21 protein-coding genes are annotated in these 24,737 nt (G+C 64.3%); 17 read left to right on the top strand and 4 right to left on the bottom strand.

Annotated features, from left to right (window positions below):
* Window positions 1-133: 133 nt before the first annotated feature.
* From ACP8ML_RS10345 to ACP8ML_RS10335, 3 genes are all read left to right on the top strand, one after another.
* Window positions 134-1,021 (top strand): 1,4-dihydroxy-2-naphthoate polyprenyltransferase, encoded by an 888-nt coding sequence (locus tag ACP8ML_RS10345; protein WP_065673492.1) that lies wholly within the window; start codon window positions 134-136, stop codon window positions 1,019-1,021.
* Window positions 1,022-1,195: 174 nt separating this feature from the next.
* Complete coding sequence (locus ACP8ML_RS10340) at window positions 1,196-1,894, top strand: ABC transporter ATP-binding protein (RefSeq protein WP_016666158.1); 699 nt, start codon at window positions 1,196-1,198, stop codon at window positions 1,892-1,894.
* Window position 1,895: 1 nt separating this feature from the next.
* Entirely contained in the window at window positions 1,896-4,181 is a 2,286-nt protein-coding gene (locus tag ACP8ML_RS10335; RefSeq protein ID WP_486702926.1) for an ABC transporter permease family protein, read from the top strand.
* A 102-nt stretch (window positions 4,182-4,283) separates the two neighbouring features.
* Here the strand turns inward: ACP8ML_RS10335 and ACP8ML_RS10330 are convergent, their stop codons facing one another.
* The 3 genes from ACP8ML_RS10330 to ACP8ML_RS10320 all read right to left on the bottom strand — a co-directional run bounded on the left by ACP8ML_RS10330 (window position 4,284) and on the right by ACP8ML_RS10320 (window position 8,744).
* The gene (locus ACP8ML_RS10330) at window positions 4,284-6,071 is read right to left on the bottom strand and encodes an ABC transporter ATP-binding protein (protein WP_081302660.1); all 1,788 of its coding nucleotides are present in this window, start codon (window positions 6,069-6,071) and stop codon (window positions 4,284-4,286) included.
* Window positions 6,072-6,214: 143 nt separating this feature from the next.
* Entirely contained in the window at window positions 6,215-7,963 is a 1,749-nt protein-coding gene (locus ACP8ML_RS10325) for a TM0106 family RecB-like putative nuclease (protein ID WP_065673490.1), read from the bottom strand.
* A gap of 1 nt (window position 7,964) precedes the next feature.
* The gene (locus ACP8ML_RS10320) at window positions 7,965-8,744 is read right to left on the bottom strand and encodes a demethylmenaquinone methyltransferase (RefSeq protein WP_065673489.1); all 780 of its coding nucleotides are present in this window, start codon (window positions 8,742-8,744) and stop codon (window positions 7,965-7,967) included.
* On the opposite strand from ACP8ML_RS10320, the gene ccmA reads away from it, so the two are divergent.
* Together ccmA and ACP8ML_RS10310 are read left to right on the top strand one after the other, a co-directional pair.
* Window positions 8,734-9,387 carry a heme ABC exporter ATP-binding protein CcmA gene (gene ccmA, locus ACP8ML_RS10315; protein WP_171023514.1) on the top strand — a complete coding sequence of 218 codons (654 nt, stop codon included), beginning with the start codon at window positions 8,734-8,736 and terminating at the stop codon, window positions 9,385-9,387. The two genes, ACP8ML_RS10320 and ccmA, sit on opposite strands and share 11 nt — an antisense overlap.
* Window positions 9,384-11,117, top strand: coding sequence for a DUF6297 family protein (locus tag ACP8ML_RS10310; protein ID WP_065673488.1), 1,734 nt, complete (start codon window positions 9,384-9,386; stop codon window positions 11,115-11,117). Before ccmA ends, ACP8ML_RS10310 begins: the two co-directional genes overlap by 4 nt.
* Window positions 11,118-11,142: 25 nt before the next feature.
* Here ACP8ML_RS10310 and ACP8ML_RS10305 read toward each other — a convergent pair whose 3' ends face one another.
* Window positions 11,143-12,330 carry an isochorismate synthase gene (locus tag ACP8ML_RS10305; protein ID WP_065673555.1) on the bottom strand — a complete coding sequence of 396 codons (1,188 nt, stop codon included), beginning with the start codon at window positions 12,328-12,330 and terminating at the stop codon, window positions 11,143-11,145.
* 263 nt (window positions 12,331-12,593) lie between these two features.
* On the opposite strand from ACP8ML_RS10305, the gene ACP8ML_RS10300 reads away from it, so the two are divergent.
* From ACP8ML_RS10300 to nuoK, 12 genes are all read left to right on the top strand, one after another.
* Window positions 12,594-13,871, top strand: a complete 1,278-nt coding sequence (locus ACP8ML_RS10300; protein WP_117189447.1) for a geranylgeranyl reductase family protein — start codon at window positions 12,594-12,596, stop codon at window positions 13,869-13,871.
* A 120-nt stretch (window positions 13,872-13,991) separates the two neighbouring features.
* Window positions 13,992-14,351, top strand: coding sequence for an NADH-quinone oxidoreductase subunit A (locus ACP8ML_RS10295; protein WP_015582128.1), 360 nt, complete (start codon window positions 13,992-13,994; stop codon window positions 14,349-14,351).
* A gap of 90 nt (window positions 14,352-14,441) precedes the next feature.
* Window positions 14,442-14,999, top strand: a complete 558-nt coding sequence (locus tag ACP8ML_RS10290; RefSeq protein WP_004809129.1) for a NuoB/complex I 20 kDa subunit family protein — start codon at window positions 14,442-14,444, stop codon at window positions 14,997-14,999.
* Window positions 14,996-15,826 (top strand): NADH-quinone oxidoreductase subunit C, encoded by an 831-nt coding sequence (locus ACP8ML_RS10285; RefSeq protein WP_065673486.1) that lies wholly within the window; start codon window positions 14,996-14,998, stop codon window positions 15,824-15,826. The genes ACP8ML_RS10290 and ACP8ML_RS10285 overlap by 4 nt, the downstream gene beginning before the upstream one ends.
* Entirely contained in the window at window positions 15,826-17,127 is a 1,302-nt protein-coding gene (locus ACP8ML_RS10280) for an NADH-quinone oxidoreductase subunit D (RefSeq protein ID WP_016666149.1), read from the top strand. The genes ACP8ML_RS10285 and ACP8ML_RS10280 overlap by 1 nt, the downstream gene beginning before the upstream one ends.
* Window positions 17,124-17,909, top strand: a complete 786-nt coding sequence (nuoE, locus tag ACP8ML_RS10275) for an NADH-quinone oxidoreductase subunit NuoE (RefSeq protein ID WP_065673485.1) — start codon at window positions 17,124-17,126, stop codon at window positions 17,907-17,909. Before ACP8ML_RS10280 ends, nuoE begins: the two co-directional genes overlap by 4 nt.
* Window positions 17,906-19,240, top strand: coding sequence for an NADH-quinone oxidoreductase subunit NuoF (gene nuoF / locus ACP8ML_RS10270; protein WP_004809125.1), 1,335 nt, complete (start codon window positions 17,906-17,908; stop codon window positions 19,238-19,240). The genes nuoE and nuoF overlap by 4 nt, the downstream gene beginning before the upstream one ends.
* A complete protein-coding gene (locus tag ACP8ML_RS10265; protein WP_065673484.1) occupies window positions 19,237-21,681 on the top strand; it encodes an NADH-quinone oxidoreductase subunit G in 2,445 nt (814 codons plus the stop codon). Before nuoF ends, ACP8ML_RS10265 begins: the two co-directional genes overlap by 4 nt.
* A complete protein-coding gene (nuoH, locus tag ACP8ML_RS10260; protein WP_065673483.1) occupies window positions 21,678-23,000 on the top strand; it encodes an NADH-quinone oxidoreductase subunit NuoH in 1,323 nt (440 codons plus the stop codon). Before ACP8ML_RS10265 ends, nuoH begins: the two co-directional genes overlap by 4 nt.
* The gene (nuoI, locus tag ACP8ML_RS10255) at window positions 23,000-23,575 is read left to right on the top strand and encodes an NADH-quinone oxidoreductase subunit NuoI (RefSeq protein WP_249361276.1); all 576 of its coding nucleotides are present in this window, start codon (window positions 23,000-23,002) and stop codon (window positions 23,573-23,575) included. Before nuoH ends, nuoI begins: the two co-directional genes overlap by 1 nt.
* Entirely contained in the window at window positions 23,572-24,432 is an 861-nt protein-coding gene (locus tag ACP8ML_RS10250; protein WP_065673481.1) for an NADH-quinone oxidoreductase subunit J, read from the top strand. Before nuoI ends, ACP8ML_RS10250 begins: the two co-directional genes overlap by 4 nt.
* Window positions 24,429-24,728 (top strand): NADH-quinone oxidoreductase subunit NuoK, encoded by a 300-nt coding sequence (gene nuoK, locus ACP8ML_RS10245; RefSeq protein ID WP_003866464.1) that lies wholly within the window; start codon window positions 24,429-24,431, stop codon window positions 24,726-24,728. The genes ACP8ML_RS10250 and nuoK overlap by 4 nt, the downstream gene beginning before the upstream one ends.
* The last annotated feature ends 9 nt before the right edge of the window (window positions 24,729-24,737 follow it).

Below are 24,737 nucleotides of genomic sequence, written 5' to 3'. Positions count from 1 at the left end.
GCTTCTGCTGATGCGGGGCTGAATGTGCAGCGGCGATATGGTCGCCCGTGGTGCATGTCCCGGGAAGATCTGCGGTTCAGCACCGTCATGACGTGAATTTCACGTCTTCACCGTCTATCCCAGGAGTTTGTCTATGGCCACAACAGCCGAATGGCTCGAGGGGGCTCGTCCGCGCACCCTTCCCACTGCGATCGCACCGGTGCTCGCCGGAACCGCGATTGCCATCGCCGACGGCGGTGCGCGCTGGGGGCTGGCGACGCTGTGCCTGGTGGTGGCCCTGGGGCTGGTCATCGGGGTGAACTTCGCCAATGACTATTCCGACGGCATTCGCGGCTCCGACGGTGAGGATCGTGTCGGTCCGCTGCGGCTGGTCGGTTCCGGGGTGGCCGAGCCCTCCCACGTCAAGGCAGCAGCCTTCGGGTGTTTCGGTGTCTCGGCGGTGGCCGGTCTGGTCATTACCATCAGCACCGGACACTGGTGGTTTCTCATCCTGGGCTTGGCGTGCATCCTTGCGGCCTGGTTCTACACCGGAGGATCTCACCCCTACGGATATGCCGGGCTGGGGGAGGTCTTCGTCTTCGTCTTCTTCGGATTGGTGGCCGTCGGCGGCACGGTGTACGTCCAGACCGATCACGTTGGTGCCGCGGGGTGGGTGACGGCCAGCCTCATTGGTTTCCTGGCGTGCGCGGTACTGGTGGCCAACAATCTGCGCGACATCGACGGTGACCGGACTAGTGGCAAGCACACCCTGGCCACCAAACTGGGGCACCAGGGGACCCGCGTCTGCTACCTCGCTTTGGTGTTCCTGGCCGGCGTCGGCGTCATCGTCGTCGCGGCCCTGACGACCTGGTGGTTTCTGTTGGGGCTGGGGATGGTTGTATTTCTGGTGCCAACAGTGCGGGCCATGATTGATCGAGTCACCGGGATGTCCCTTGTCCCTGTACTGCGTAACACAGGGTTGGCGGAGTTGCTGTGCGCTGTGGGATTTCTGGTCGGGGCGATGCTGGATCGGCCGTTGTGACCCACTCTTGACAGGTCGTCTTAGGTTAGGTTAAATCAAATATCACGCGCCGCAGAGCAGCGGGCGATCAAAAATAGAGGTTTTAGCCATGTCCGTTAACAGGAAAATAACGAATGATTCGTCGTTCTGGTGGAAAGATCATGATGAAGCCTCATCTTATGGATTGGGTCATCGGTGCTGACATCGAAACGGCAGGACCTTGAGGGGGTGGCTCACCCCCTCAAAGCCAATGATCTTCACCTTTCCTATGTTAAGGGTGACGAGGTACTCAACGGTGTCGACCTTGTACTCCACACCGGTGAGCTGATACTCGTTCGCGGAGTGAGTGGTTCTGGAAAGACAACCCTGCTCAATGTGCTCTCTGGGCTTTTGTCCCCATCGCGTGGGACGGTGTGCATCAACGGAGTGGATATCACGAAAGTGTCAGAATCACAGCGAGACGCCATTCGTCTTCATGAAATGGGGATGGTTTTTCAGCATCATGGACTCGTCCCCGATTTTACGGCCCGGGAGAATATCGAGCTTGTTCTGCGGGCGCGTGAGATTAAGAATTCTGCGGCCATTGCCATGGGTGCCCTCGAAGAGGTGGGGGTCGCTGAATTGGCAGATCGTCGCCCCGCAGAGATGTCTGGTGGGCAGGCTCAGCGGGTGGGGATCGCCCGTGCGATTGCTGGCGGTCATCGAATCGTGCTCGCCGATGAACCGACTGGCCAGCTCGACCGGGCCAATACTGACATGATCTTCAAGGTCTTGCGTCACATCGTCACCGACGGTGCTGATCGTGCAGTCCTGCTGTCCTCCCATGATCCGCGAGCCTGCGACTATGTCGACCGGGTTCTCGACATGGAGGACGGGGTTCTCGAGGAGGTATGAGATGTGGGTCGTCCACGTCACCCGGCTCGTTGTGTCGAACTGGTGGACGTGGCTTCGCGTCATTCCGCTGGCTCTGGTCGTTGTAGCTCTGACTGTCTCCAGCGGCATCACCAATGCTCGGCAACTGTCCGATGAACAGAAGAACATCGCGAGCTACGGCTCCACCAGCGGTCTCTTCTCGCTGCAGGAAGACGTGCCTCCAGGTACCCCCGTACCGATACCCCGTAATAACACGTTGCAGGCATCGGCGCCCTTTCCCCAGCTCTACAGCACTATCAACCTTGTACAGTACGATGACGTCGCCTACCAAGAGATGCCCATGGCCGGTTCGGCCACGCAAGGTCGCTATCGGCTGACCTCGGGTCGCTGGCCGGCGAAGGCCGGGGAGGTTCTGGCCACCAGTACTCTTGGCGCTGATGATGGATCGCGGTTGTCTGCCAAGGCAGGTGATCTCCACCTCACGGTCACCGGCCATGTCGAAGCCGTCTACGATCGGGCTGCGACCTTGGTTCTTGCGGCTCCAGGCACATGGCAGTCATGGCGGATTTCCCGCGATGACGCTGGACGTGCCGGTATCAGGGGCAATGGGCAAATTGGGTTCACCTCCCAGGAGCCCGGTGACGTATGCAGTCTCCTCGCCGAGACCCTGAAGCTTGCAGGTGACTGCGATACCACACAGACCCGCTCTGCCAGCGAAGCTCACGGGCTGACGCCGAAGGCATTCGTGGATCAGAACCTGGCATGGCTGGTGTTTGGCCTGCTGGGGGCAGTCGTGTCCGGCGCGGCACTGACGGCCCTACTCAGACGCATCGCATCCCCCCTTCTGGCTATCGGGGTACGCCGTCGATCGGTATCGGCCATGAGTAAGACGGTGGCCCTCCTCGTTGCAGAAACCGTCTCGCTGATGTCTGTGGCCCTGGGCCAGGCGGTGGTCGCTGCGGCGCGGTGGTACATGGCCCCCAGGGCTTCTGCTCCGTTGGGGCCTTGGCGATTCCCCACGGTCCCGTTGGTGATGGCATTGGTCATCGGGGTACTTCCTGCGGCCATGGTGAACATGGTTCCCTCCCGTCGTAAGACCGTGAAGCGGCGAGGGATCAACATGAACACGGCTCGTCGGCTGGGGTGGGCGGCTCTGGTACTGGGCTGCGCAGTGTGCCTGTGGGGTCTCCTGGGGGCTGACGCAACCTTCACCGCGGTCGCTGTGGTCGCTGGGATGTGTGCAGTGGCCGGTGGTTTGGGGGCACCCTTCGTGCTCTCTCGTCTGGTCCGGACACATCGCCCCGTAGGCCGGGCTCTTGCTGCTCATCGAGCTCTTTCCAGCCGCGGCGGGTGGCATTGCGTCTTCGCAGGTGTGGCGGCGGGTCTGGTCACCGCAACCGCTACCGGGCTTCTCATCGTTTCAGCGTTGTTCTCCCAGGCCAACGCGCAGACGAGCACCGGTATGCCCCCGGGGATGGCCTTGCTCCATGTCTCGATGGAGGGTGTGCCCGCCCTGGAGTCGGCTCAGGTCAAGCAGTTTTCCGATGCCCTGGAAGGCGCCAAAAACATCACCGTCCACCAGGTCGATGACGCCAACATCAGCGGATCATGGTGGTATTTCTCCAAGGTTGACGATGTTGCGGTCGTCACAAAGCTTGACGACGCCCAACGTGACGTCCTTGTATCAGGCGGGTACTTGACCAATGATCCCTCCAGGGCCGACCCGGCACACACCGTCGGGCTGACGGATGATCTGAGCTGGGTCAAGCGCATCTCCGTGCGTCCGAAAGCAGGAATACCACGAGGCGCTGGATCGGCGATTCTGTTCACAGGGCTGACCCCCGATCAGGATCGACTGACCAACGAGTGGGCGCAGGCGCACGGGTTGGGGGAATTTTATGTCATGGCCCCCCGAATCCTCGGTGATGTCCCGCTGCCAACGATCACCATCGTCGCGACCGTCACCTTCATCGTGTTGTCGGCCATCATGGCGGGCCTGTTGGCGAAGGAGGAGAGAGCCGCCAACAGTGATCTGGTGACCAGCCTCAAACGCATCGGATTGGGCAGGCGTTGGGTGGACCAGGTCATCCTTGTGGAGGTGGCTACCACAATGCTGGCCGCCCTGATATGCGGGGTGATCTCCTCGGTTGTCGCGGTGTGGCTCACAGGCAGGATCCTGTCGGGAGCCTTGGACCTGCTTGGGGCCGCGTGGTGGGTCTTCGGTGCGTTGGCCGCCGGGATGTTCGGTGGATCCTTGCTGGGGGCCGCCATCCATCGCCGTTACCACTGCGACATGAGAGCTACCTGATCCACGACCCCGTGACACCACTGCGGCCCGGCCCAAAACGCGTCGGGACGATTCGCCGTTCGTGACGCAGCTGCGTCGGTGCCATCGTCGGCGCGGTCCTCATTACAGTTTGATGCCGAATCGCTCCAGCCTCTTGCGGTCGGCCTTCGAGCTGGATGCCTGTAGGGCCAACAACTCGGCGTAGATACCTCCGGAGGCGGCCAGCTCGGCCGGGGTGCCGATCTCGTCGACGCGACCGGCGTCCAGGGTGACGATCCGGTCGACGCTGGAGATCGTCGAGAGGCGGTGGGCGATGATGAGGCTGGTGCGGTCGGCCATGAGGGATTCCAGACCGGCCTGCACCCACCGCTCGGACTTGGTGTCCAGGGCTGAGGTGGCCTCGTCGAGAACGAGGATCGGGGCGTCCTTGAGCAGGGCCCTGGCAATCGAGATGCGCTGCTTCTGGCCACCGGAGAGCTTGATACCACGCTCCCCGACGAGGGTGTCGTACTGCTGGGAGAACCGCTTGATGAAGCGGTCGGCGTAGGCGCGGTGAGCAGCGTCGCGGATCTGCGCGTCGGTGGCCTCGGTGCCGTAGGCGATGTTCTCCCGGATCGATCCGGAGAACAGTGCCGGATCCTGGAAGACCACTCCGATACGGCGTCGCAAGGCATCCGGGGTCACCTGGGAGATGTCGTTGCCGGCCACCATGATGGTGCCCTCGGTGACCGGGTAAAGGCCGAGCAGCAGGTTCACCAGGGTGGATTTCCCGCCCCCGGATTCGCCCACAAGTGCCACCTTCTCGCCGGGACTGACGTCGAAGGTGACATGGTCGATGACCCGATTGGTGCCGTCGTAGCTGAAGACGGTGTCGTTGAAGGAGATCATCGGGACGCCCGGCTCGGGCTCGCGGATGGTCGTCGTGGCGGTCTGCGGTACGTGGGCCGGACGGGTCTCCATGACGGAGAAGTAGTCCTTGGACCCGGCCACGGCGCGCTGGGCGACGTCGATGATGTAGCTCATCATCTGCACCGGCTGGCGAGCCATCGTCATGAGCTGGATGAGCAGGATCATGTCCCCGACACCGAAGTATCCCTTGGCTGTTCGGACGAAGATGATGGCGTAGATACCGAAGAAGATGACGTTGAGGACCACCCTCCGCACGGTGTCCATGAGGTGCCAGTGGTTGGACTGCTGGCGGGTGGCGTCGACGGTGGCGTCGTAGTGGTCGTTGAACTGTTTCTGCTCGCTGGCCTCGGTGACGTAGGACTTGACGACGCGAATCTGGGAGACGACCTCCTGGAAACGTCCGCCGGCGGTGTCGATGTGGTGGTTGATGACGTCCTGATGGGTCTGCCAGTTGCGTGACGTCAAGGCCGTCAACCAGACGTAGATCGGGAAGACGATCGCCAACAGCAGGGCCAGCGGCCAGTAGTAGATGGCCGAAATGATGAGGACGGCGAACGTCGTCAGCAGCAGGGTGAAGAAGTTGTTCGAGAAGGCCTTGGCGAAGTCGGTGACATTGGTGATCGATCGGGTGAGCTTGGAGGTGATCGATCCGGTGAGCTCCTCGTCGAACCAGGACTGCGGCAGCTCCAGCAGCTTGCTGAAGTACCGGGTCGACAGGATCTGGCGCATCTTGGCGCTCATGATGTCGCCTAGCCATCCGTTGACGTTGGTGAGCAGGGAGTTGACGACGTCGAGGACGAGGATGACCACCGCGAGAAGCATGATGTCGCGGATGTGGTGGTCGTTTCCGCGCACGCCTGCCACGGCGAGGTCGGTGGCCCGGGCGATGACGAAGGGTACGGCCAGCTGAGTGATTGCGACGATGACAGCCGAGATGACGACCCCGAGGTAGAACTTCCACAGCTGCGAGGTGAATCGAAGGATTCGTGTCAAGGAACGCATGGGTCTCCAGATGAGCGGATAGGGATCGTCAGGGACGTGTCAACAAAACCGTATACCTTTGCCATGCCAGGATCATCTTTGCCTGACCTCATGCCGATGGCGACACCCGTCACGGCGAAACGTCGTGACCAGGCGTCCCAGGATTACTCGGAGGGCCTCTCGGCAAGCCAACGGCGAACAGCGAGGGTAGCCTTCACGTCGTCCTCGTTGTATTCCATGACTCGGGTTCTGGAGGACTCGCGGACCTGCGGATCGGGGTCATGGACGGCGAGGTCCCACCAGGTCTGGGAGTTGAGGCCACCCGGGTCCGGGTCACGCCAGGAGAACCCGGCGCCGGCGTTGGCAACGACCTTCAGACCAATCCCGTTGACCCCGAAGAAGTGCGCCTTGATGGTGGTGAAGAGGTCAACGAAACAGCCGGAGTCCAGCAGCCGACGCACCGCTTGACGAGTCTCCACGTTCTGGCAGACGTGACCGAAATGACGCAGATGGACGATCTCGTAGTCGGAGTAGTGGACCACGATCGTCTCCGGGTGGGCCGAGACGATCTCGTCGAGCCAGGCGATGGCGCGGGCAGCCAGTGCGTTCTCGTCGTCGTCACCCATGTCAGCGAACTCGCTGAAGGCGACGTAATAGGGCACGTCGCCGGTCGTCGAGTCGAGCAGGCGTTCAGGATCACTGACCTCGAAACCCCACAGATAGACCCGACCATCCGGAGAGGTCTCGATGTCGAAATCGAGTTCCAGTCGGGACGAGGCCACCTCGATGGGTCCCTCGTCGTTGCGCTCCAGCAGGACTCCCTGACGGATGAGGCGCGCGCGACGGGCGGCCGCCCGGAGTCGTTGTTCGGGTCGGGGACGGTGTTGAACCTCAGGCAGGTAGACCGGCAGCAGCTCGTCCAGGTCGGCGTCGGCCAGGTCGTCGACGGTGGAAACCCCCAGACGACGCAGGGTCGAGATCTCCCGGACGTCCAGGGAAGCCTTGGAGATGCGCAGGGAGAGATCGGCATCGTCGAGACGTGGCTCACAGATGGCCCACCACTGACAGGACTCGCACTCACGCACGACGATCGGGGTGACCATCGGCTCGCCGCCGGCGATGGCGTGCTCGGCCACCGACACTCGGAAGGTGTGCTCGTGGTCGTATCGGTCCAGCACGCTGCGGCGACGCCATCCTGAGGCGGCCGAGCGCGAGAAGGTGCGAATGAACTTGTGGTCGAGATCGAGCCAGGAGACGGCCAGGGCGTCGTCGAGGATCCCAACCTCGTCGTGGCCGACCAGCCCCACGAGACGTCGATGGCTGGGGCACTCGTCAGGGGTGGCGACCAGACCCAGGTCCTCGAGGAGCCTCCAGTGATGGGCGGCCTGGATGAGGGCGCGTTCCCGGCCGGCGCGGAAGGTCTGGTCCAGTGACATCCGCGCGTGGCGAGGATCCGGATCATTCAGGGGGGATACCCAGGTGAATTCCGCCAGGGTGTGGTGGCTCTCCAGCACCAGGTGGTCCTTGACGATGACCGGCAAGTATCCAGGCCCGCCGTCGGCACGCTTGCCGGCCAGCACCAAGGCGTCGGGGGAGCCGGTGCGGTGTTCCTGCGGGGACGACGGCAACTCAGGGCAGACGATGGCGGGTGCGCCGACGTCCATGGCCCTGCGAGTGGCGACCCGGCGACCGGCCACGCTCAAGGTGGCCGAGCGCAGATCGGCGGCGTCCGTGACGGCTGCCAGGGCGTCACAGATGACCGTCAGGTGGGCCTCGGCTCCTGCGAAGAGCTCGTCGTCACGCGGATCGCCGACCGGTTCTGACAGGGTGGGGTCATAGGCGTTCTGGGTCTTGACCGGGCAGCTGCGAGCTGCCCAGGCGTCGAGGAGGATCGGGGAGGAGGGACCTTTCACCTCAGGCCATCTCCTTCTCGTCACTGCCCTTCCAACCACGATGCAAGGCGACGACGCCGCCACAGACATTGCGCCACGCAATGGCCTGCCAGCCGGCCTCGGCCATCATGTCTGCCAGATGAGGCTGGTCGGGCCAGGCGAGGATCGACTCGGCCAGGTAGTCATAGGCATCCCGGTTCGAGGAGGCCAGCTTGGCCATGGCCGGGATCGCCGCCAGCAGGTACTTGGTGTAGACGTGGCGGAACGGTCCCCAGGTGGGGTAGGAGAACTCGCAGATGACGACCCGGCCGCCAGGCTTGGTGACGCGCAGCATCTCGCGCAGTGCCTTTTGTGGGTCCTCGACGTTGCGCAGACCGTAGGAGATCGTCACGGCGTCGAAGGAGTTGTCGGCGTAGGGCAGGCAGGTGGCGTCCCCGGCGACGAAGTGCAGATGGGGCTGGCGCTGCTTGCCGACGACGAGCATTCCGGTGGAGATGTCGGTGGGGTAGACCTGTGCTCCGCGGGCGGCGAACGTGGCTGAGGAGGTGCCGGTTCCGGCGGCCAGGTCGAGGATGACCTGGCCCGGCTCAGGTTCCACCGCATCGACGACGAGGTCGCGCCAGGTGTCGACCGCCCCCATCGTCATGATCTGGTTCATGAGGTCATAGCGCTGTGCCACCCCGTCAAACATTGAAGCGACATCGGCGTGGTGCTTGTCAAGGGTGGCTCGGGTCGTCAACACGCGCCCAGTCTTCCACACGGTTTGGGGTCGGCCTCGACGGTGCGGGAGAATGGCCAGCATGGCATCTCGCTCCACCGTCCTCGTGGCCAAGGACATTTCGAAGTCTTATGGCGACCGAACCATCGTTGATCACCTGTCCCTCACCGTCCGTGAGGGTGAGGCTGTCGCACTCACCGGCCGCAACGGCGCTGGCAAGTCGACGGTGTTGAGAATGCTGGTGGGGGCGGATCGTCCCAGCTCGGGAACGATCGAGGTGCTCGGCAAAAAGGTGTCCGAGACGAACCCCGAGTTTCGTCGCAACGTTGCCACGGTCATCGATGACCTGGACTTCTTCCCTGATCTGTCGGTGGTCGAGCACCTTGATCTGCTCGCCCGCGCTCACGGGCTCGTTGACGCCGACGCCCTCGTCGATGAGGTGCTCGAGGAGGTGCAGCTCGTTCCGCAGTCCGGCCAGCTGCCCGGCACCCTGTCGTCCGGCCAGCGACGTCGTCTCGGCCTGGCTACGGCCCTGGTGCGTCCGCGCAAGCTCCTCGTTCTCGACGAGCCGGAGGCCCGGCTGGACGTCGAGGGGGTTGCCTGGCTCGGCAAGAGGCTGCGCGAGGAGATGAACCACGGTCTGGCGATCATCATGGCCAGCCACGAGCCAGCTCTCGTCCAGACCCTCGGCGCTCGCATCGTCGAGCTGGGAGGCCCGCGCGGATGAGTCGGCGCAACAGCAAGCATTCCAAGCCCCGTCCCAGGAATCCGCGGCCGGAGCAGGCCGTGATGGCGGAGGCGGTGGCCGCCCCCGATCCGGAGTTGGTCATCACCCATCGTCCCGACGAGTTCTTCGCAGGCCAGGCCGATGAACGTCAGCTCTCCCTCCTCATGGGCGACTGGCGCAAGGGCCGGACGACACGCAACATCTGGCAGGCCATCGGCGATGCCTATGTGCTCGTCTTCTCCCTGGTCGTCGTGCTCGCGATGATCATCAGCCTCATCGTGCAGGCCCAGGGCCAGGCATCCGGCTGCACCTCGACGGGGTGTCAGACCGCTCGTGGCCTGCTGCCGTGGGCTGCACTGTCCGGTGTCCTGGCCTTCGCTCTGGCTGCTGCCCGAGTGTTCGGCCCGGTGCTCGCCTCGGCAGCCGAGGGCTTCTGGCTCATGGACGCGCCGATCAGCCGGGCGCGGTTCCTGGCCAAGCGCCTGCGTGCGGCGGTGCTCGTTTCGGTCATCGGCGGTGCCGTCCTGGGGGCCCTGGTGGCAGCCCTCACCGGTGGGTCCGGAAAGGCCGTCATCGCCTGGACCCTCGCGACGGCGCTCGGAGCGGCTGGTGTCGTCTCCTTCTCGGCCGCCGAGCAAGGAGCCGAGCGCACCTGGCCGGTCAAGGTCGTCGAGGCCCTAGCTGGTTTGGCTGGTCTGGCCGTCCTGTTGGGAGTCATCTCGACGGCGTCGGGCTGGTACGCAGTACCGATGTCCAGTGACGCCAACCTCGTATCTGCCTGGGCGGTGGCCGGGGGCGGAGCGGTGCTCCTGGTCGTCTCCTACGTCATCGCCCGGATGCGTCTCAATCGGATCCGACGGGCTCGTCTCATGGCCGGCGGCTCTCTGGCATCGGGCATGCAGGGTGCTGCCTTCGCCCTTGACTTCGCCCTCATTCGCGACATCCTTCAGGAGCGCGAGGCCATCGAGCGTGGTCAGGTCCGACCCACCCGTGGACGTGGTGAGGGACTCAGCTCCCTGGTGTGGCGCGATGTGCAACGTCTCATGCGTTTCCCCAAGCCGTTGTTCACCCTCGTCGTGACGGCCGTGGTGCCCTACGCGGTGTCGGCCCTCGGTTTCGGGGCGTTGACGGTCCCGGTCTCGGCTCTGGTGCTCATCGCGGCCCTGGTTCCCTTCTTCACCAGCCTGCGCGTGCTGACACGAAGCAAGGGTCTGGTGCGCTGCCTGCCCTTCACGACGAGTCAGGTCATCTCAGCTGCGTCAGTGGTGCCTGCGGTCGCTGCTGTCATCTGGGCGATCGCGGTCATCCCGGCCTTCCACGGTGTCGGTTCGACGACGTCGCGGCCATGGGATCAGGCCATCATGGACGGCTTGGTGACGGCTGCTGCCGGTCTGGCGGGTGCCATCCGCTGGGTGAGTGCCAAGCCGGCTGACTACTCCTCGCCGATGGTTGCCACCCAGGCCGGTGCCATGCCACCGGGGCTGATGTTCAACCTCATCCGTGGTTTCGACATGGTTGCCCTCATCACCATTCCGGTGGTGCTCGGATGGTCGCCGTGGGTATCGGTGTTCATTGCCGTCGTCGTGTTCGGATTCCTCCGCATGGGAGGTATGAACCAGCAGGATCTGGCGGAGATGCGTGAGGAATCGCAGCGTCAGCTGGCCGAGGCTCGCGAGGAGGCCCGTGGTGACAAGGTCGAGAAGAAGGTCATCGAGCGCAAGCGTCGTTGAGAACCATGGAGACGCCCTACCACCCTCAGGATTCCGTGGGGCTGTCCGCCCCGATGGGGAAGATGTCTCGCAGGATGTTGAGGCGGTGCTCGGCCTCGGATGACAGGATCTCGGTGTCGTCGTCATGCCCGATGGGGTGCCCGGAGAAGATGTGGACCAAGGACGGGTCGGTGCCGTCGATCTGACCGCCCCGACAATCGGTCACCCATTGGCCATTACCCAAGGAGTCGACCCATCCGGTCGGTCCGGAGACACGGCCACGATCGACGTGCTCGACCTCGGCGAGGACGCACTTCGCGCGGTGCGGCGGCAGGCCAGTGACGAATGCCGGTGGGCACAGGGCATCGACGAGGGCCAGGCAGGATCCCTGACCGGGGGAGTGGACGCCGGTGACGTCGGTGACGAGGTAGTTGGACGCCTCGGTGAACACCGCTCCCGGACAGTCGGGGATGTGGAGGGTGTCACAGAACTGTTCCAGGCGCTCGCAGGTGCGCGTGACGATCTCGGCGTGGTGAGCGGCCAGCGGTCCCTCGTTCTGCAGGGCGGAGAGAAGGGCCTCGTGATTCTTGTCGGTGGCAGGGGAGTGGGTCAGCACCCGGGAACTCACCAGGGACTTGCTGAAGCCGACGGTGAGCTTCGAGGTGGAGCCGACTGATCCCTCGACGAGGTAGGTGTACGAGTTGGGGAACTGACGGCGGAGGGTCTCGACGATCCATCGAGGATCAATGGGTGAGGCCGCGTGGGCCTCGACGTCACGCATGAGAACGATTTGCTCGAGGTCGTCAGGGCTCATGATGTCCTGGACCTGCCGGGCGATGCGACGCCAGCTCTCCGCGGTGACGACGCCGTCTGGCATCGTCATGGTGCCGGGGGAGTGCGGCACGGTTTGCTGACGAGGTGGATCATCGTTAACCGATCCCCAGGACAGTTGGGTCAACCAGGAGTAGCCAGGCCAACGGCCGATGATTGTTTTGGGCAGGATCATGACCGAGCGTGATGACGAGCGGTCGGGATCGAAGGCGAAGGATCCGAAGGCGACGGGGCCGGTCGCCTCGGCTCCTGGCATCTCGGTCTCGTGCTCGAGATCGTCACAGAGAGCCTCCCACCAGACGTCGGCGGCAGTGGGGGAGTCGGTCTCGAACCGGGTGATCTCTCCCAGGCCGACCATGCCGTAATTGCGGTGCAGGAAACACACCGAGTCGTTGGGCGTCATGTAGTTCTCGAGTGGGCCGGGGTCCGGAATCGAGACGGTGCGGGCGCGTAGACGCGTGGAACCTGGATTGAGGATCACCTTCGCAGGATAACCGAGCGCGTGCTGTGTGGTAGGCGCTGTCCACGGCGGGTCGGGGGTGTTTACTGTTTGCGGCGTGGAGAAGGGTGTGGGATTCGGGCCCCGGCCGGAGTTTCCCACGAGTCACACCGTCTAGACTCGCCGGTGCACATCGCCGGGATCCCGGCACGATATCCATGGTTTTCATAGGAGGGGCCCACGTGACGAGCCAGATCGAGTCCGACGTCGTCGTCGTCGGTGCTGGGCCTGGTGGCTCGGCCACAGCTGCGCACCTTGCTCGTAGGGGGCTGCACGTCACCCTGTTGGAGAAGGCGACTTTCCCACGCGACAAGGTTTGCGGTGACGGCCTCACCCCTCGTGCCGTCAAGCAGCTCATCCGGTTGGGGATCGACGTCTCCGAGGAGGCCGGCTGGAAGCACACCGAGGGGCTGCGGATCCATGGTGGACGCGTCGCCCCCTTCGTCCTTCCCTGGCCCGAACTCGCCGATTACCCGAACTTCGGCATGGTCTGCCGTCGCACCGTTCTCGACGAGCGGCTAGCCCGCCACGCCGAGTCCCAGGGCGTCACCCTCGTCGAAGGAGCCAACGTCACCGAGCCGATTCTTGCCCCCGATGGCCGTATTCGCGGCGTCCGGACTGCCGACGGCAGGGTGTACTCGGCACCCGTCGTCGTCGCAGCTGACGGCAATTCCTCCCGCCTCGGCCTGGCCATGGGACTTCACAAGCGTGATGACCGTCCGATGGGTGTGGCGGTGCGCGCCTACTACCGCTCCCCGCTGTCCGAGGCGCGCAACCTGGAGAGCTGGCTGGAATTGTGGGACGGCGCTCCGCACGAGTCAGACTTGCTGCCTGGATATGGCTGGGCGTTCCCCGAGGGTGACGGAACAGTCAACATCGGTCTGGGAATGCTCAATTCTTCTGATGCTTTCGGCCACACCGACTACCGCTCCCTCATGAAGCGCTGGCTGTCCCACATGCCCGCCGAGTGGACCCTCGCCGAGGAGCACCGTGAGGGGCCGATCCGGGGCGCGGCGCTGCCGATGGCCTTCAATCGTCAGCCGCACTATCTCAATGGTCTGTTGCTGGTGGGTGACGCAGGCGGCATGGTCAATCCCTTCAACGGTGAGGGCATCGACTACGCCATGGAGGCTGGAGAAATGGCCGCTGACGCCATTGCCGAGGCTCATTACCGGGGTCACGGCACACCGGCCGCCGAGAAGGCGCTGCAGGGGTATCCGCGCGCCCTGCAGGAGCACTTCGGCGGCTACTACCGACTCGGGACGGTCTTCGTCCGGCTTATCGGTGACCCGCGGGTCATGAAGATCTGCACGACCTATGGCCTTCCGCGTCGTCGAATTATGAAGTTCGTCAACAAATTGTTGGCGAATCTCACAGATTCCAAGGGCGGAGACCTTGATGACCGTATCATTAACGTTCTGACGAGGATTGCCCCGTCAGTGTGAGCTCAGTGGCCGCTGATGCCGTCTGGCGACGCATTATCAGAACTTAGGTTACCCAAAGTACCCGACCGCCAGATGGGCGTCGTAAGGTCTGAGCCAACGGTGCTGACCAAAGGTGGTGAGATGAACGGATACGCCCCCCTGGTGGGGATGATCATCCTGGGTGCGGTCTTCGTGCTCGCGACGATCGCAGTCAACGTCCTTCTTGCGGTGAAGCGACCCAACCGCGCCAAGCACGAAATCTACGAGTGCGGCATCGAGCCAACGCCACAACCAGCTGGTGGCGGAAAGTTCCCCGTCAAGTTCTTCGTCGTCGCAATGCTCTACATCGTCTTCGACATCGACATCATGTTCCTCTACCCGTGGGCCGTCGATTTCAACCATCTCGGCGTCTTCGCCCTGGTCGAGATGGTGCTGTTCGTCGCGATGGTGTTCATCCCTTACCTCTACATTCGCCGCCGTGGCGGCCTGGACTGGACCTGATCTCCCGTCGCGGCTCGCGGGCCGCGCCCAATCAACGTTCGAGCGACCCGCTGCCGCGTCAGTCAACGTCTGAAAGGAAGGACGCACGAGATGGCTGAGTACGACGCCGATGTCCCAGCTGGAATCGTGATGACCTCGATGGAGGCCATCGTCGGATGGCTGCGCAAGACCTCCTTCTGGCCCCTGACGATGGGCCTGGCCTGCTGCGCCATCGAGATGATCTCCTATGGCGGCCCGCGTGCCGACGCCGCCCGCTGGGGCCACGAGGTGTTTCGTGCCTCTCCCCGTCAGGCTGATCTCATGATCGTCTCGGGTCGCGTGAGCCAGAAGATGGCTCCGGTGGTTCGTCAGCTCTACGACCAGATGCCCGAGCCCAAGTGGGTCATCTCGATGGGCGCCTGCGCCTCCTCTGGTGGCATCTTCAACAACTACGCCGTCGTTCAGGGCTGTGACCACATCGTCCCGGTTGACGTCTACCTGCCAGGCTGCCCGCCCAGCCCGGACATGCTCATTGATGCCGTGTTCAAGATCCGTGAGCAGATCCAGCACTGGCCGCTGATGGGTCACATGTCCGAGGTCGAGGCGACCAAGGAGAAGCGGGCCCTCGAGGCCCCGACCACCCTCGAGCAGAAGGGGCTCATGCGATGAGTGATAAGCCGACTCCGCGCGGTGCCGCTGGCGGCTCGGACTCCGGGGACCGTATTCCCGACGGCCGCAACTTCCTCGATGCCAGCAATCCTGACCAGGCCCATACCCCGGCCAAGGGCACTCAGTGGACCCAGGAGGATCGTCGCATCGACACCCGTAAGGGCATGTGGGGGGCAACCTCCGGGCCGGGTGATACCTCCGGTTATGGCGGTATCGTCCGCACCGTCGAGATGCCCGGCAGTTCCGAGCGTCCCTACGGTGGCTGGTTCGACGAGGTCGCTGATCGGATGGAGGAGCTGGTCCCGGACTTCTCGGACGGCCTGACCCTCGTCGATCGCGGCGAGATCACCTTCTTCGTCCGTCCCGAGAAGTTGCTGGAGCTCGCCAAGGTGCTGCGTGACGACGCGGCCCTGCGCTTCGAGAGCTGTTCCTGTCTGACCTGTGTGCACTATCCGCACATGGAGGGTCGTGAGATGCACGTCGTCTACGACCTGCTGTCGATGACCCACAACCGTCGCATCCGCCTCGAGGTCGCACTGGCTGATCCCGGCCAGGAGGACGTGGCACGAACCGGTCACAGCGACGTCGACTCCCTGCCCCACGTTCCCAGCATCGTGTCGGTCTACCCGCACGTGGACTTCCAGGAACGTGAGGCCTGGGACATGTTCGGAGTCATCTTCGACGGCCACCCGGCCCTCACCCGCATCCTGATGCCCGACGACTGGGTCGGCCACCCGCAGCGCAAGGACTACCCGCTCGGCGGCATCCCGATCGAGTACAAGGGTGCTGTCGTGCCACCGCCGGACCAGCGCAGGAGCTACAACTGATGAGCGAGAACCACGAGTACTTGTCCCAGGGCGGCGACTGGGCCCAGATCGTCGACGAGGCTGCCGAGAGGGGCGACGAGACCGTCGTCGTGAACTTCGGACCGTCCCACCCGTCCACCCACGGCGTCATGAGACTCATCATCGAGCTCGATGGTGAGTCGGTGACCGACCTTCGCGTCGGTATCGGATTCCTCCACACCGGTATCGAGAAGAACATGGAGTTCCGCACCTGGACCCAGGGTGTGGCCTTCATGACGCGATGCAACTACGTCGCGAACTTCTTCAATGAGCTGGCGTACTGCCTGGCTGTCGAGAAGCTGCTGGGTGTCACCGACGACATCCCGGAGCGGGCCAAGGTCCTCCGCGTCATGATCACCGAGCTCAACCGCATCTCCTCCCACCTCATCGCGGTGGGTACCGGCGGCCTGGAGCTCGGCGCCTCCTCGGTGGCCGAGGTCGGCTTGAGGGAGCGCGAGATCATCCTGGAGTTCAACCAGGCCGTCACCGGTCTGCGCATGAACAACGCCTGGATTCGTCCTGGTGGCGTCGCCAGTGACCTGCCTGAGACCGGGCTGGACCAGCTGCGTGACCTCATCAAGCGCATGGAGAAGTACCTCCCCGAGATCGGCCTGTTCTGCAACGAGAACCCGATCTTCAAGGCTCGTACCACGGACATCGGTTACGCCGACCTGTCCACCTGCATGGCCCTCGGCGTGACGGGGCCGGCCCTGCGAGCCACCGGCCTGCCGTGGGATCTGCGCAAGACCCAGCCCTACTGTGACTACGACACCTACGACTTCGACGTCGCCACGTGGGACACCTGCGACTGCTACGGTCGTTTCCGTATTCGTCTCGAGGAGATGGACCAGTCGGTGCGCATCCTCAAGCAGTGCCTCAAGCGTCTCGAGGACACCCAGGGCGACCGTCACATGGTGGAGGACCCGCACATCGCGTGGCCGGCAGAGCTGGCCCTGGGCCCCGACGGTCAGGGCAACTCCAACGAGCACATTCGCCACATCATGGGCGAGTCGATGGAGGCCCTCATTCACCACTTCAAGATCGTCACCGAGGGATTTCGGGTGCCTGCCGGTCAGGTTTACCAGGCCATCGAGGGTGCTGGCGGTGAGCTTGGCTGCCATCTCGTTTCGGACGGCGGGGTGCGGCCGTACCGCTCCCACCTGCGCGACCCCGGATTCATCAACGTGCAGTCCCTGCCCGCCATGTGTGAGGGCGGGATGCTTTCCGACGTGGTGCCGTCCCTGGCATCCCTGGACCCCGTCATGGGAGGAGTCGACCGATGAGCGATCGCGAACCCGTCAACCTGGGATACCCCTACGTCGAGTCCTTCCACTCCGACTTCTCGGGGACCGGCGGAGTCGACCAGTCCGACCGTTCCACCAACATCAATGAGCACACCATCGAGGACATGCGCCAGATTGCCTCGCGGTACCCCGATCCCCGTTCGGCCCTGTTGCCGATCCTGCACCTGGTGCAGTCGGTGGATGGACGTGTCTCCCCGGTCGGCATCGAGACCGCAGCTGAGGTACTGGGCATCACCACCGCCCAGGTCTCCGGGGTGGCGACTTTCTACACCATGTACAAGAAGCATCCGGCCGGACAGCACCACATCGGTGTCTGCACCACAGCGCTGTGCGCCGTCATGGGCGGCGAGGAGGTGCTCGCCCGGGTCGAGAAGAAGCTCGGCATCAAGGAGGGGGAGACGACCCCTGACGGCAAGTTCTCCCTCGAGCGTGTGGAGTGCAACGCCGCCTGCGACTTCGCCCCGATCATGATGGTCAACTGGGAGTACATGGACAACATGACCCCGATCCGCGCCGAGGAGATCCTCGACGCGCTGGCCCGCGACGAGGAGGTTCACTCCACCCGCGGTGCGAGGATCACCAGTTGGCGTGAGGCCGAGCGAGTGCTCGCCGGCTTCCCCGACGGTCGGGCTGATGAGGGCCCCAGTGCTGGTGAGGCGTCCCTGCGGGGTGTGCGACTGGCCAAGCAGAACGGCTGGAAGGCTCCGGACCCGAACGACCTGCCCGTTCCTGCTGAGCCCGTGGAGGAGGAGAAGAAGTGACCGATCCACTGACCCCGGTCCTGTCGGCCAACTGGGACGACGAGCGCAGCTGGAAGCTGCTCAACTATGAGCGTCAGGGAGGCTACGCCGGACTTCGCAAGGCCTTGACGATGCAGCCTGACGAAGTCGTCTCGCTGGTCAAGGACGCCAACTTGCGTGGCCGTGGTGGCGCTGGATTCCCCACCGGCATGAAGTGGTCCTTCGTGCCCAAGGACAACCCGAACCCGACCTACCTGGTCGTCAACGGTGACGAGTCCGAGCCGGGCACCTGCAAGGACATGCCGCTCATGATGGCCTCCCCGCACACCCTTGTCGAGGGAGTCATCATCGCCGCCTACGCCATCAAGGCGAAGGTGGCCTTCATCTACATCCGTGGCGAGGTGCTGCACGTCATCCGACGCGTTCAGCAGGCGGTGCGCGAGGCCTACTCGGCCGGATACATCGGCAAGAACATCCTTGGTTCCGGTTATGACCTCGACGTCGTCGTCCATGCCGGTGCCGGAGCCTACATCTGTGGCGAGGAGACGGCCCTGCTGGACTCCTTGGAGGGACGCCGTGGTCAGCCCCGTCTGCGTCCGCCATTCCCCGCTGTCGCCGGTCTGTACGCCAGCCCGACGGTCATCAACAACGTCGAGTCGATCTCGACGGTGCCGTCGGTCCTGCGCAACGGCAAGGAATGGTTCAAGTCGATGGGCACCGAGAAGTCCGACGGTTTCACCATTTACTCCCTGTCGGGACACCTGGCCCATCCCGGCCAGTACGAGGCCCCCATGGGGATCACCCTGCGTCAGCTGCTCGAGATCTCCGGTGGCATGCGCGAGGGCCACGAGCTGAAGTTCTTCACCCCCGGTGGTTCCTCGACCCCGCTCCTCACCCCCGACGATCTCGACACCCCGCTCGACTACGAGGGAATGATGGGGGCCAAGTCGATGCTGGGCACCAAGGCCCTGCAGTGTTTCGACGAGACGACCTCGGTGGTTCGTGTCACGCTGCGATGGCTGGAGTTCTACAAGCACGAGTCCTGCGGCAAGTGCACCCCGTGCCGTGAGGGAACCTGGTGGGTCGTCCAGATGCTGCGTCGCATCGAGGCCGGGGAGGGTCAGGAGGGTGACGTCGACAAGCTGATGGACATCGCCGACAACATTGGCGGTCGTTCCTTCTGCGCTCTGGCCGACGGTGCCGTGGGCTGTCTGCGAGGAGCCATCGGCCACTTCCGCGAAGAGTTCGAGGCCGGTTGCCGTGGCATTCCCGCCTGGCAGTACCTGCCCTACGAGCGCAGCTCGATCTTCACCGACGCCGATCGCCGAGTCCTGGAGGGGGCCGGAGCATGAGCGAGAACAAGCCCGTCGAACTCGTCACCTGCACCATCGACGGTCAGCAGGTGAGCGTCCCCAAAGGAACTCTCATTATCCGTGCAGCCGAGTCCATCGGCACCGCCATCCCCAGGTTCTGCGACCATCCGCTGCTCGACCCTGCGGGTGCCTGCCGCGAGTGCCTCGTCGAGATTCCCGACGCCGGAAATGGTCGTGGTTTCCCCAAGCCGCAGCCGTCGTGCACCATGCCGGTGGCCGAGGGAATGATCGTCAAGACCCAGGTCAGCTCCGAGATGGCCCGCAAGGCCCAGGAGGGGATGCTGGAGTTCCTTCTCATCAATCACCCGCTGGACTGCCCCATCTGTGACAAGGGCGGCGAGTGCCCGCTGCAGAACCAGGCCATGGCCAACGGACGTGGTGAGTCCCGTTATGGCGGAATCAAGCGCACCTACCCCAAGCCGATCAACATCTCGGCCCAGGTGCTGCTGGACCGCGAGCGGTGCGTGCTGTGCCAGCGCTGCACCCGGTTCGCCGACCAGATCGCAGGAGATCCCTTCATCAACCTGCAGGAGCGCGGGGCTGTTTCCCAGATCGGGGCCTACGAGGGCGACGACTTCAACTCCTACTTCTCGGGCAACGTCATCCAGATCTGCCCGGTGGGAGCCCTCACCAGCGCCGAGTACCGCTTCCGTTCCCGCCCCTTCGACCTCGTCTCGACGGTGACGACCTGTGAGCACTGCGCCGCCGGTTGTCAGCTGCGCACCGACCACCGTCACTACGAGGTCAAGCGTCGCAATGCCGGCAACCTGCCCGAGGTCAACGAGGAGTGGAACTGTGACAAGGGCCGCTTCGCCTTCCGCTATGGCCGTGGCGACGACCGGGTGACGACCCCGCTGGTTCGACACAACGGAATCCTCGAGAAGGTGTCCTGGGCCGAGGCCCTGCAGACGGCAGCTGCCGGACTCGAGAAGGCCGGCACCAGCGTCGGCGTCCTCACCGGTGGACGTCTCCCGGTGGAGACCTGCCTGTCTTGGTCGCGGTTCGCGCGTGTCGTGCTCGGTACCAACAACGTCGACTTCCGTTCTCGTCCGCACTCCGCCGAGGAGGCCTCCTTCCTGGCCGCCACGGTCGCCGGACGCAGCCTCGCGGAGTCGGTGACCTACGCCGACCTCGAGAAGGCGTCGCGGGTTGTCCTGGTGAATCTTGAGCCTGAGGACGAGTGCCCGATGATCTTCTTACGACTGCGCAAGGCGTGGCGCCGTAAGAAGGTCGCCATCACCGCAGTCGGAACCCACTTGTCCAATGGCTCGGCGAAGATGGGGGCCGAGTTGGCCCGTTGCTTGCCCGGTCAGGAGCCCCAGGCCGTGGAGCAGCTGGTCTCCGACGGCACGATCGGCGAGGGAACCATCGTGCTGGTGGGGGAGAGGGCCGCCACCCGGCCCGGAACGCTCTCTGCCATCGCCTCCCTCGACTCGAGAGTCCGGGTCGCCTGGGTGCCTCGTCGTGCCGGTGAGATCGGCGCGATCGAGGCCGGTCTGCTGCCGCAACTGCTTCCGGGCGGACGTCTCGTTGACGACGCTGAGGCTCGCGTGGACATCGCTGCCGCGTGGGGAGTCGACAACCTGCCGACCAAGCCCGGCCTCGACACCGCCGGCATGCTGGCCGCTGCCCGCGCCGGCAAGCTCTCGGCCCTCGTCGTCTCGGGGGTGGAGCTGGCGGACATGCCCGATCCGGCAGGAGCCCGCGAGGCCGTCGAGAACTGTGGTTTCGTGGTCTCCCTGGAGCAGCGGTTCTCCGAGGTGGCCGAGAGGGCCGACGTGGTCCTGCCGGTCTGCCTGCTGGAGGAAACCTCGGGAACCTTCCTCGACTGGGAGCATCGCCCCGGTCGGGTGCGCGTGGTCAACAAGCAGGCTGCTACCCCGATGAACGAGATCCGCGTCCTCGACGCCCTGAGCTCGCAGCTGGGATCGGTCTCCGGACTCGCCACCGTCGCCCAGGCCCACAAGGCCTGGCGAGATCTCGGTCAGTGGCAGGGCGGGCACCCGAAGATGGAGTCGACTTCCCCGGTCGTGCCGCAGGCACCCACGGTCGAGCCGGGATCCGTCGGTCGCGTGCTGGAGACATGGCGTCAGCTGCTGGAGGGATCGGCGAGCCTCACGGGCGCCGATGCCTTGGTGGCGACCGCACCGGCTCCCGTCGTCGTCGTCAACCCGCTGACAGCGGATCAGCTCGGCGTGACCGACGGGCAACTTATCGACGTCGCCGGGCCCATCAGCCTGCGACTCCCGGTCAAGATCGACGCGACGATGTCGGCCGAGGCGGTGTGGATCCCGTCGTTGCGTGGCGGCTCGACCTCTCCGCAGAGCCGCACCACCGTCCCAGACGCTCCCGGAACCTTCGTCTCGCTGAGTGCCGTTGAATCCGAGACTCCGTCCAATCGAGAGGCAGGTGTGGCATGAGTCCCCTCGAGGCCACCATCGACCCGGTGTGGCTCATCATCGTCAAGGTCGTCATCCTCTTCGTGATCCTGTTGGCCTGGACCATCTTCAACGTGTGGTTCGAGCGCCGGGTGCTGGCCAAGATGCAGAACCGCATCGGCCCGATCATGAACTCGGCGTGGGCTGGTGGTGTGTTCCAGGCCGTTGGTGACGGTTTGAAGCTCATCTTCAAGGAGATGCTCACCCCGAAGGGTGCCGACAAGATCGTCTTCAATCTGGCGCCGGTGATCGCAGGCATTGCCTGCTTTGCGTCCTGGTCCGTCATCCCGCTCGGTGGTGAGGTGTCGATGTTTGGTCACACCACCAGGCTGCAGATCACCGACGTGCCGGTCGCCGTGCTCTTCATCCTCGCGGTGGCGTCCATCGGCATCTACGGTGTGGTGCTGGCCGGGTGGTCGTCGGCAGGTACCTATTCCTTGCTCGGTTCGTTGCGCTCCAGTGCCCAGATGATCTCCTACGAGGTCGCCATGGGCCTGTCCCTGGTGACGGTGTTCATCTTCTCGGGGTCCATGTCGACCTCCGGGATCGTCGAGTCCCAGGCCAGCCACCTGGTCATCGGCGGATTCGACACCCACATCGCCGGGCACTACTGGCTCCTGCTCATCCCGAGCTTCATCATCTACGTCATCACGATGTTCGGTGAGTCCAATCGTCTGCCCTTCGACCTGCCAGAATGCGAGTCGGAGCTCGTCAGTGGTTACATCACCGAGTACTCCGGATTCCCCTACGGCATGTACTTCCTGGCGGAGTACATCAACATGGCTACCCTGTCGGCCGTCTGCACCACCCTCTTCCTGGGGGGCTATCGCGCTCCGTGGCCGCTCAACTACCTCGGTGCCATCGACTCCGGATGGTGGGGCCTGCTGTGGTTCTTCCTCAAGACCCAGCTCGTCATCTTCTTCTTCGTGTGGGTGCGGGCCGCCATCCCGAGGTTCCGGTACGACCACTTCATGGATCTGGGCTGGAAGGTCCTCATCCCGGTGTCCCTGGGATGGGTTCTGCTGGTCGCCGCGTGGCGCACCGTTCTCAACCAGGGCTGGGGCCGCAACCCGATCTTCATGGTCATCGTCGGCCTCATCGTCGTCGCCCTGCTCATCTGGGCGTTCATGGGAGGCAAGGACGAGTCCGGACCCGAGGTGGCCACTGACGAACCCTTCGACGCCTTCGCGGGCGGATATCCGGTGCCGCCATTGCCACACCAGGTCCAGGCCCCGTTGGCCGGGGCCACAACGGCCACCACGGTGGCGCGACGAGACCACGACGAGAACGGAGGTCTGTGATGGGAGCCTGGTCCGGATTTGGGATCACCTTCGAGACGATGTTCCGCAAGCCCTTCACCCAGGGATACCCGGAGAAGGGCAAGGAGAAGCCGATGCCGCCGCGCATGCACGGTCGTCATCAGCTCAACCGCTGGCCCGACGGGCTCGAGAAGTGCGTGGGTTGCGAGCTGTGCGCGTGGGCCTGCCCGGCTGACGCCATCTACGTCGAGGGGGCCGACAACACCGACGAGGAGCGTTACTCCCCCGGGGAGCGCTACGGCCGCGTCTATGAGATCAACTACCTGCGATGCATCCTGTGCGGGATGTGTATCGAGGCCTGCCCGACTCGTGCGCTGACGATGACCAACGACTTCAAGTTGGCCGACACCACCCGCGCCAAGCACATCTGGACCAAGGACGAGCTGCTGGCACCCCTCAAGGAGGGTATGGAGCAGCCGCCGCATCCGCGCCGACTCGGCGACGACGAGGACGACTACTTCAACGGTTTGCCTCCCTCCGGTCAGGACGACGTGCGGACCGGCCCGCCCACCGGCGCCCATCAGACCCAGCGCAACGACGAGGGGGCAGCCCGATGACTGTTTCCCTGCTCACCGCTCCCTCGAGTGGACTCGTCCCGATGGTGACGGCTTCCCAGTGGGCATTCTGGTTGTTGGCCCCGATCATGGTGCTCGCAGCCCTGGTCATGGTCTTCGCCAAGAAGCCCGTTCACTCGGCCCTGTCCTTGGCCGTCGTCATGATCTGTCTGGCCGTTCAGTACGCCAGTCAGGAGGCGCCATTCCTCTTCGTGGTGCAGATCATCGTCTACACCGGTGCCATCCTGATGCTCTTCCTCTTCGTCGTCATGCTCGTCGGCGTCGACTCCACCGATTCCCTCAAGGAGACCCTCAAGGGACACAAGGTGGCGGCCATCATCGCCGCGCTGGCCTTCCTGGTGCTGCTCATCCTGGCCGTCGGCAACGCTGTGACGACCGGCGTGATCGGCACCGATCAGTCGATCGGCCTGCGAGAGGCCAATGCCGCCGGCGGTGACAACGTCAAGTCCATCGCAGAGCTGGTGTTCACCAAGTATGTGATCGTTTTCGAGGCCACCTCGGCCCTGCTCATCACCGCTGCCGTCGGCACCATGGTGCTGGCCCACGGCGAGGCCGACAAGAAGAAGTCCCAGCGTGAGCGGGTCACCGACCGTATGGCGGCCTACGCCGAGCACGGTGCTCACCCCGGCGTTCGTCCGAACTCCGGTGTGTACGCCCGCACCAACCAGATCGGTGCTCCGGCCCTGCTGCCTGACGGCACGGTCGCCCAGGATTCGATCTCGGGAACGTTGGCCACCCGCGGCGCCATTATCGACGCCGGCGAGTTGAAGGCTCCGACCCATCGGGCCTTCGCCTCGATCAGTGCTGCCCGCCACGAGGCGCAAGGAGAACTCGAATGAACCCGAATGACTACCTGGTGCTCTCGGCGATTCTCTTCGCCATCGGCATCCTGGGCTTCCTGACGAGGCGTAATGCCCTGGTGGCCTTCATGTCGGTGGAGCTGATGCTCAACGCCGCGAACCTCGCACTGGTGACCTTCTCCCACGTCCACGGTTCCCTCGACGGACAGGTCGGGGCGTTCTTCGTGATGATCGTGGCGGCTGCCGAGGTGGTCGTCGGTCTGGCGATCATCGTCACCATTTTCCGTTCCCGTCGCACCACTTCGGTGGACGACACCAACCTGCTGAAGTTCTGAGGGAGGTAC

It is taken from the genome of Cutibacterium sp. LaCa_255, assembly GCF_057458005.1.
Note: the sequence above shows the minus strand (reverse complement) of the source record. Positions and strands in the feature narration are given on the sequence as shown.

Bases quoted from the DNA above. Each gene is read 5' to 3' on its own strand.
- ACP8ML_RS10345 (WP_065673492.1), top strand. From the start codon at position 134: ATGGCCACAACAGCCGAATGGCTCGAGGGGGCTCGTCCGCGCACCCTT.
- ACP8ML_RS10335 (WP_486702926.1), top strand. From the start codon at position 1,896: ATGTGGGTCGTCCACGTCACCCGGCTCGTTGTGTCGAACTGGTGGACG.
- ACP8ML_RS10330 (WP_081302660.1), bottom strand. From the start codon at position 6,071: ATGCGTTCCTTGACACGAATCCTTCGATTCACCTCGCAGCTGTGGAAG.
- ccmA (WP_171023514.1), top strand. From the start codon at position 8,734: ATGGCCAGCATGGCATCTCGCTCCACCGTCCTCGTGGCCAAGGACATT.
- ACP8ML_RS10320 (WP_065673489.1), bottom strand. From the start codon at position 8,744: ATGCTGGCCATTCTCCCGCACCGTCGAGGCCGACCCCAAACCGTGTGG.
- ACP8ML_RS10310 (WP_065673488.1), top strand. From the start codon at position 9,384: ATGAGTCGGCGCAACAGCAAGCATTCCAAGCCCCGTCCCAGGAATCCG.
- ACP8ML_RS10305 (WP_065673555.1), bottom strand. From the start codon at position 12,330: ATGACGCCCAACGACTCGGTGTGTTTCCTGCACCGCAATTACGGCATG.
- ACP8ML_RS10295 (WP_015582128.1), top strand. From the start codon at position 13,992: ATGAACGGATACGCCCCCCTGGTGGGGATGATCATCCTGGGTGCGGTC.
- ACP8ML_RS10290 (WP_004809129.1), top strand. From the start codon at position 14,442: ATGGCTGAGTACGACGCCGATGTCCCAGCTGGAATCGTGATGACCTCG.
- ACP8ML_RS10285 (WP_065673486.1), top strand. From the start codon at position 14,996: ATGAGTGATAAGCCGACTCCGCGCGGTGCCGCTGGCGGCTCGGACTCC.
- ACP8ML_RS10280 (WP_016666149.1), top strand. From the start codon at position 15,826: ATGAGCGAGAACCACGAGTACTTGTCCCAGGGCGGCGACTGGGCCCAG.
- nuoE (WP_065673485.1), top strand. From the start codon at position 17,124: ATGAGCGATCGCGAACCCGTCAACCTGGGATACCCCTACGTCGAGTCC.
- ACP8ML_RS10265 (WP_065673484.1), top strand. From the start codon at position 19,237: ATGAGCGAGAACAAGCCCGTCGAACTCGTCACCTGCACCATCGACGGT.
- nuoH (WP_065673483.1), top strand. From the start codon at position 21,678: ATGAGTCCCCTCGAGGCCACCATCGACCCGGTGTGGCTCATCATCGTC.
- nuoI (WP_249361276.1), top strand. From the start codon at position 23,000: ATGGGAGCCTGGTCCGGATTTGGGATCACCTTCGAGACGATGTTCCGC.
- ACP8ML_RS10250 (WP_065673481.1), top strand. From the start codon at position 23,572: ATGACTGTTTCCCTGCTCACCGCTCCCTCGAGTGGACTCGTCCCGATG.
- nuoK (WP_003866464.1), top strand. From the start codon at position 24,429: ATGAACCCGAATGACTACCTGGTGCTCTCGGCGATTCTCTTCGCCATC.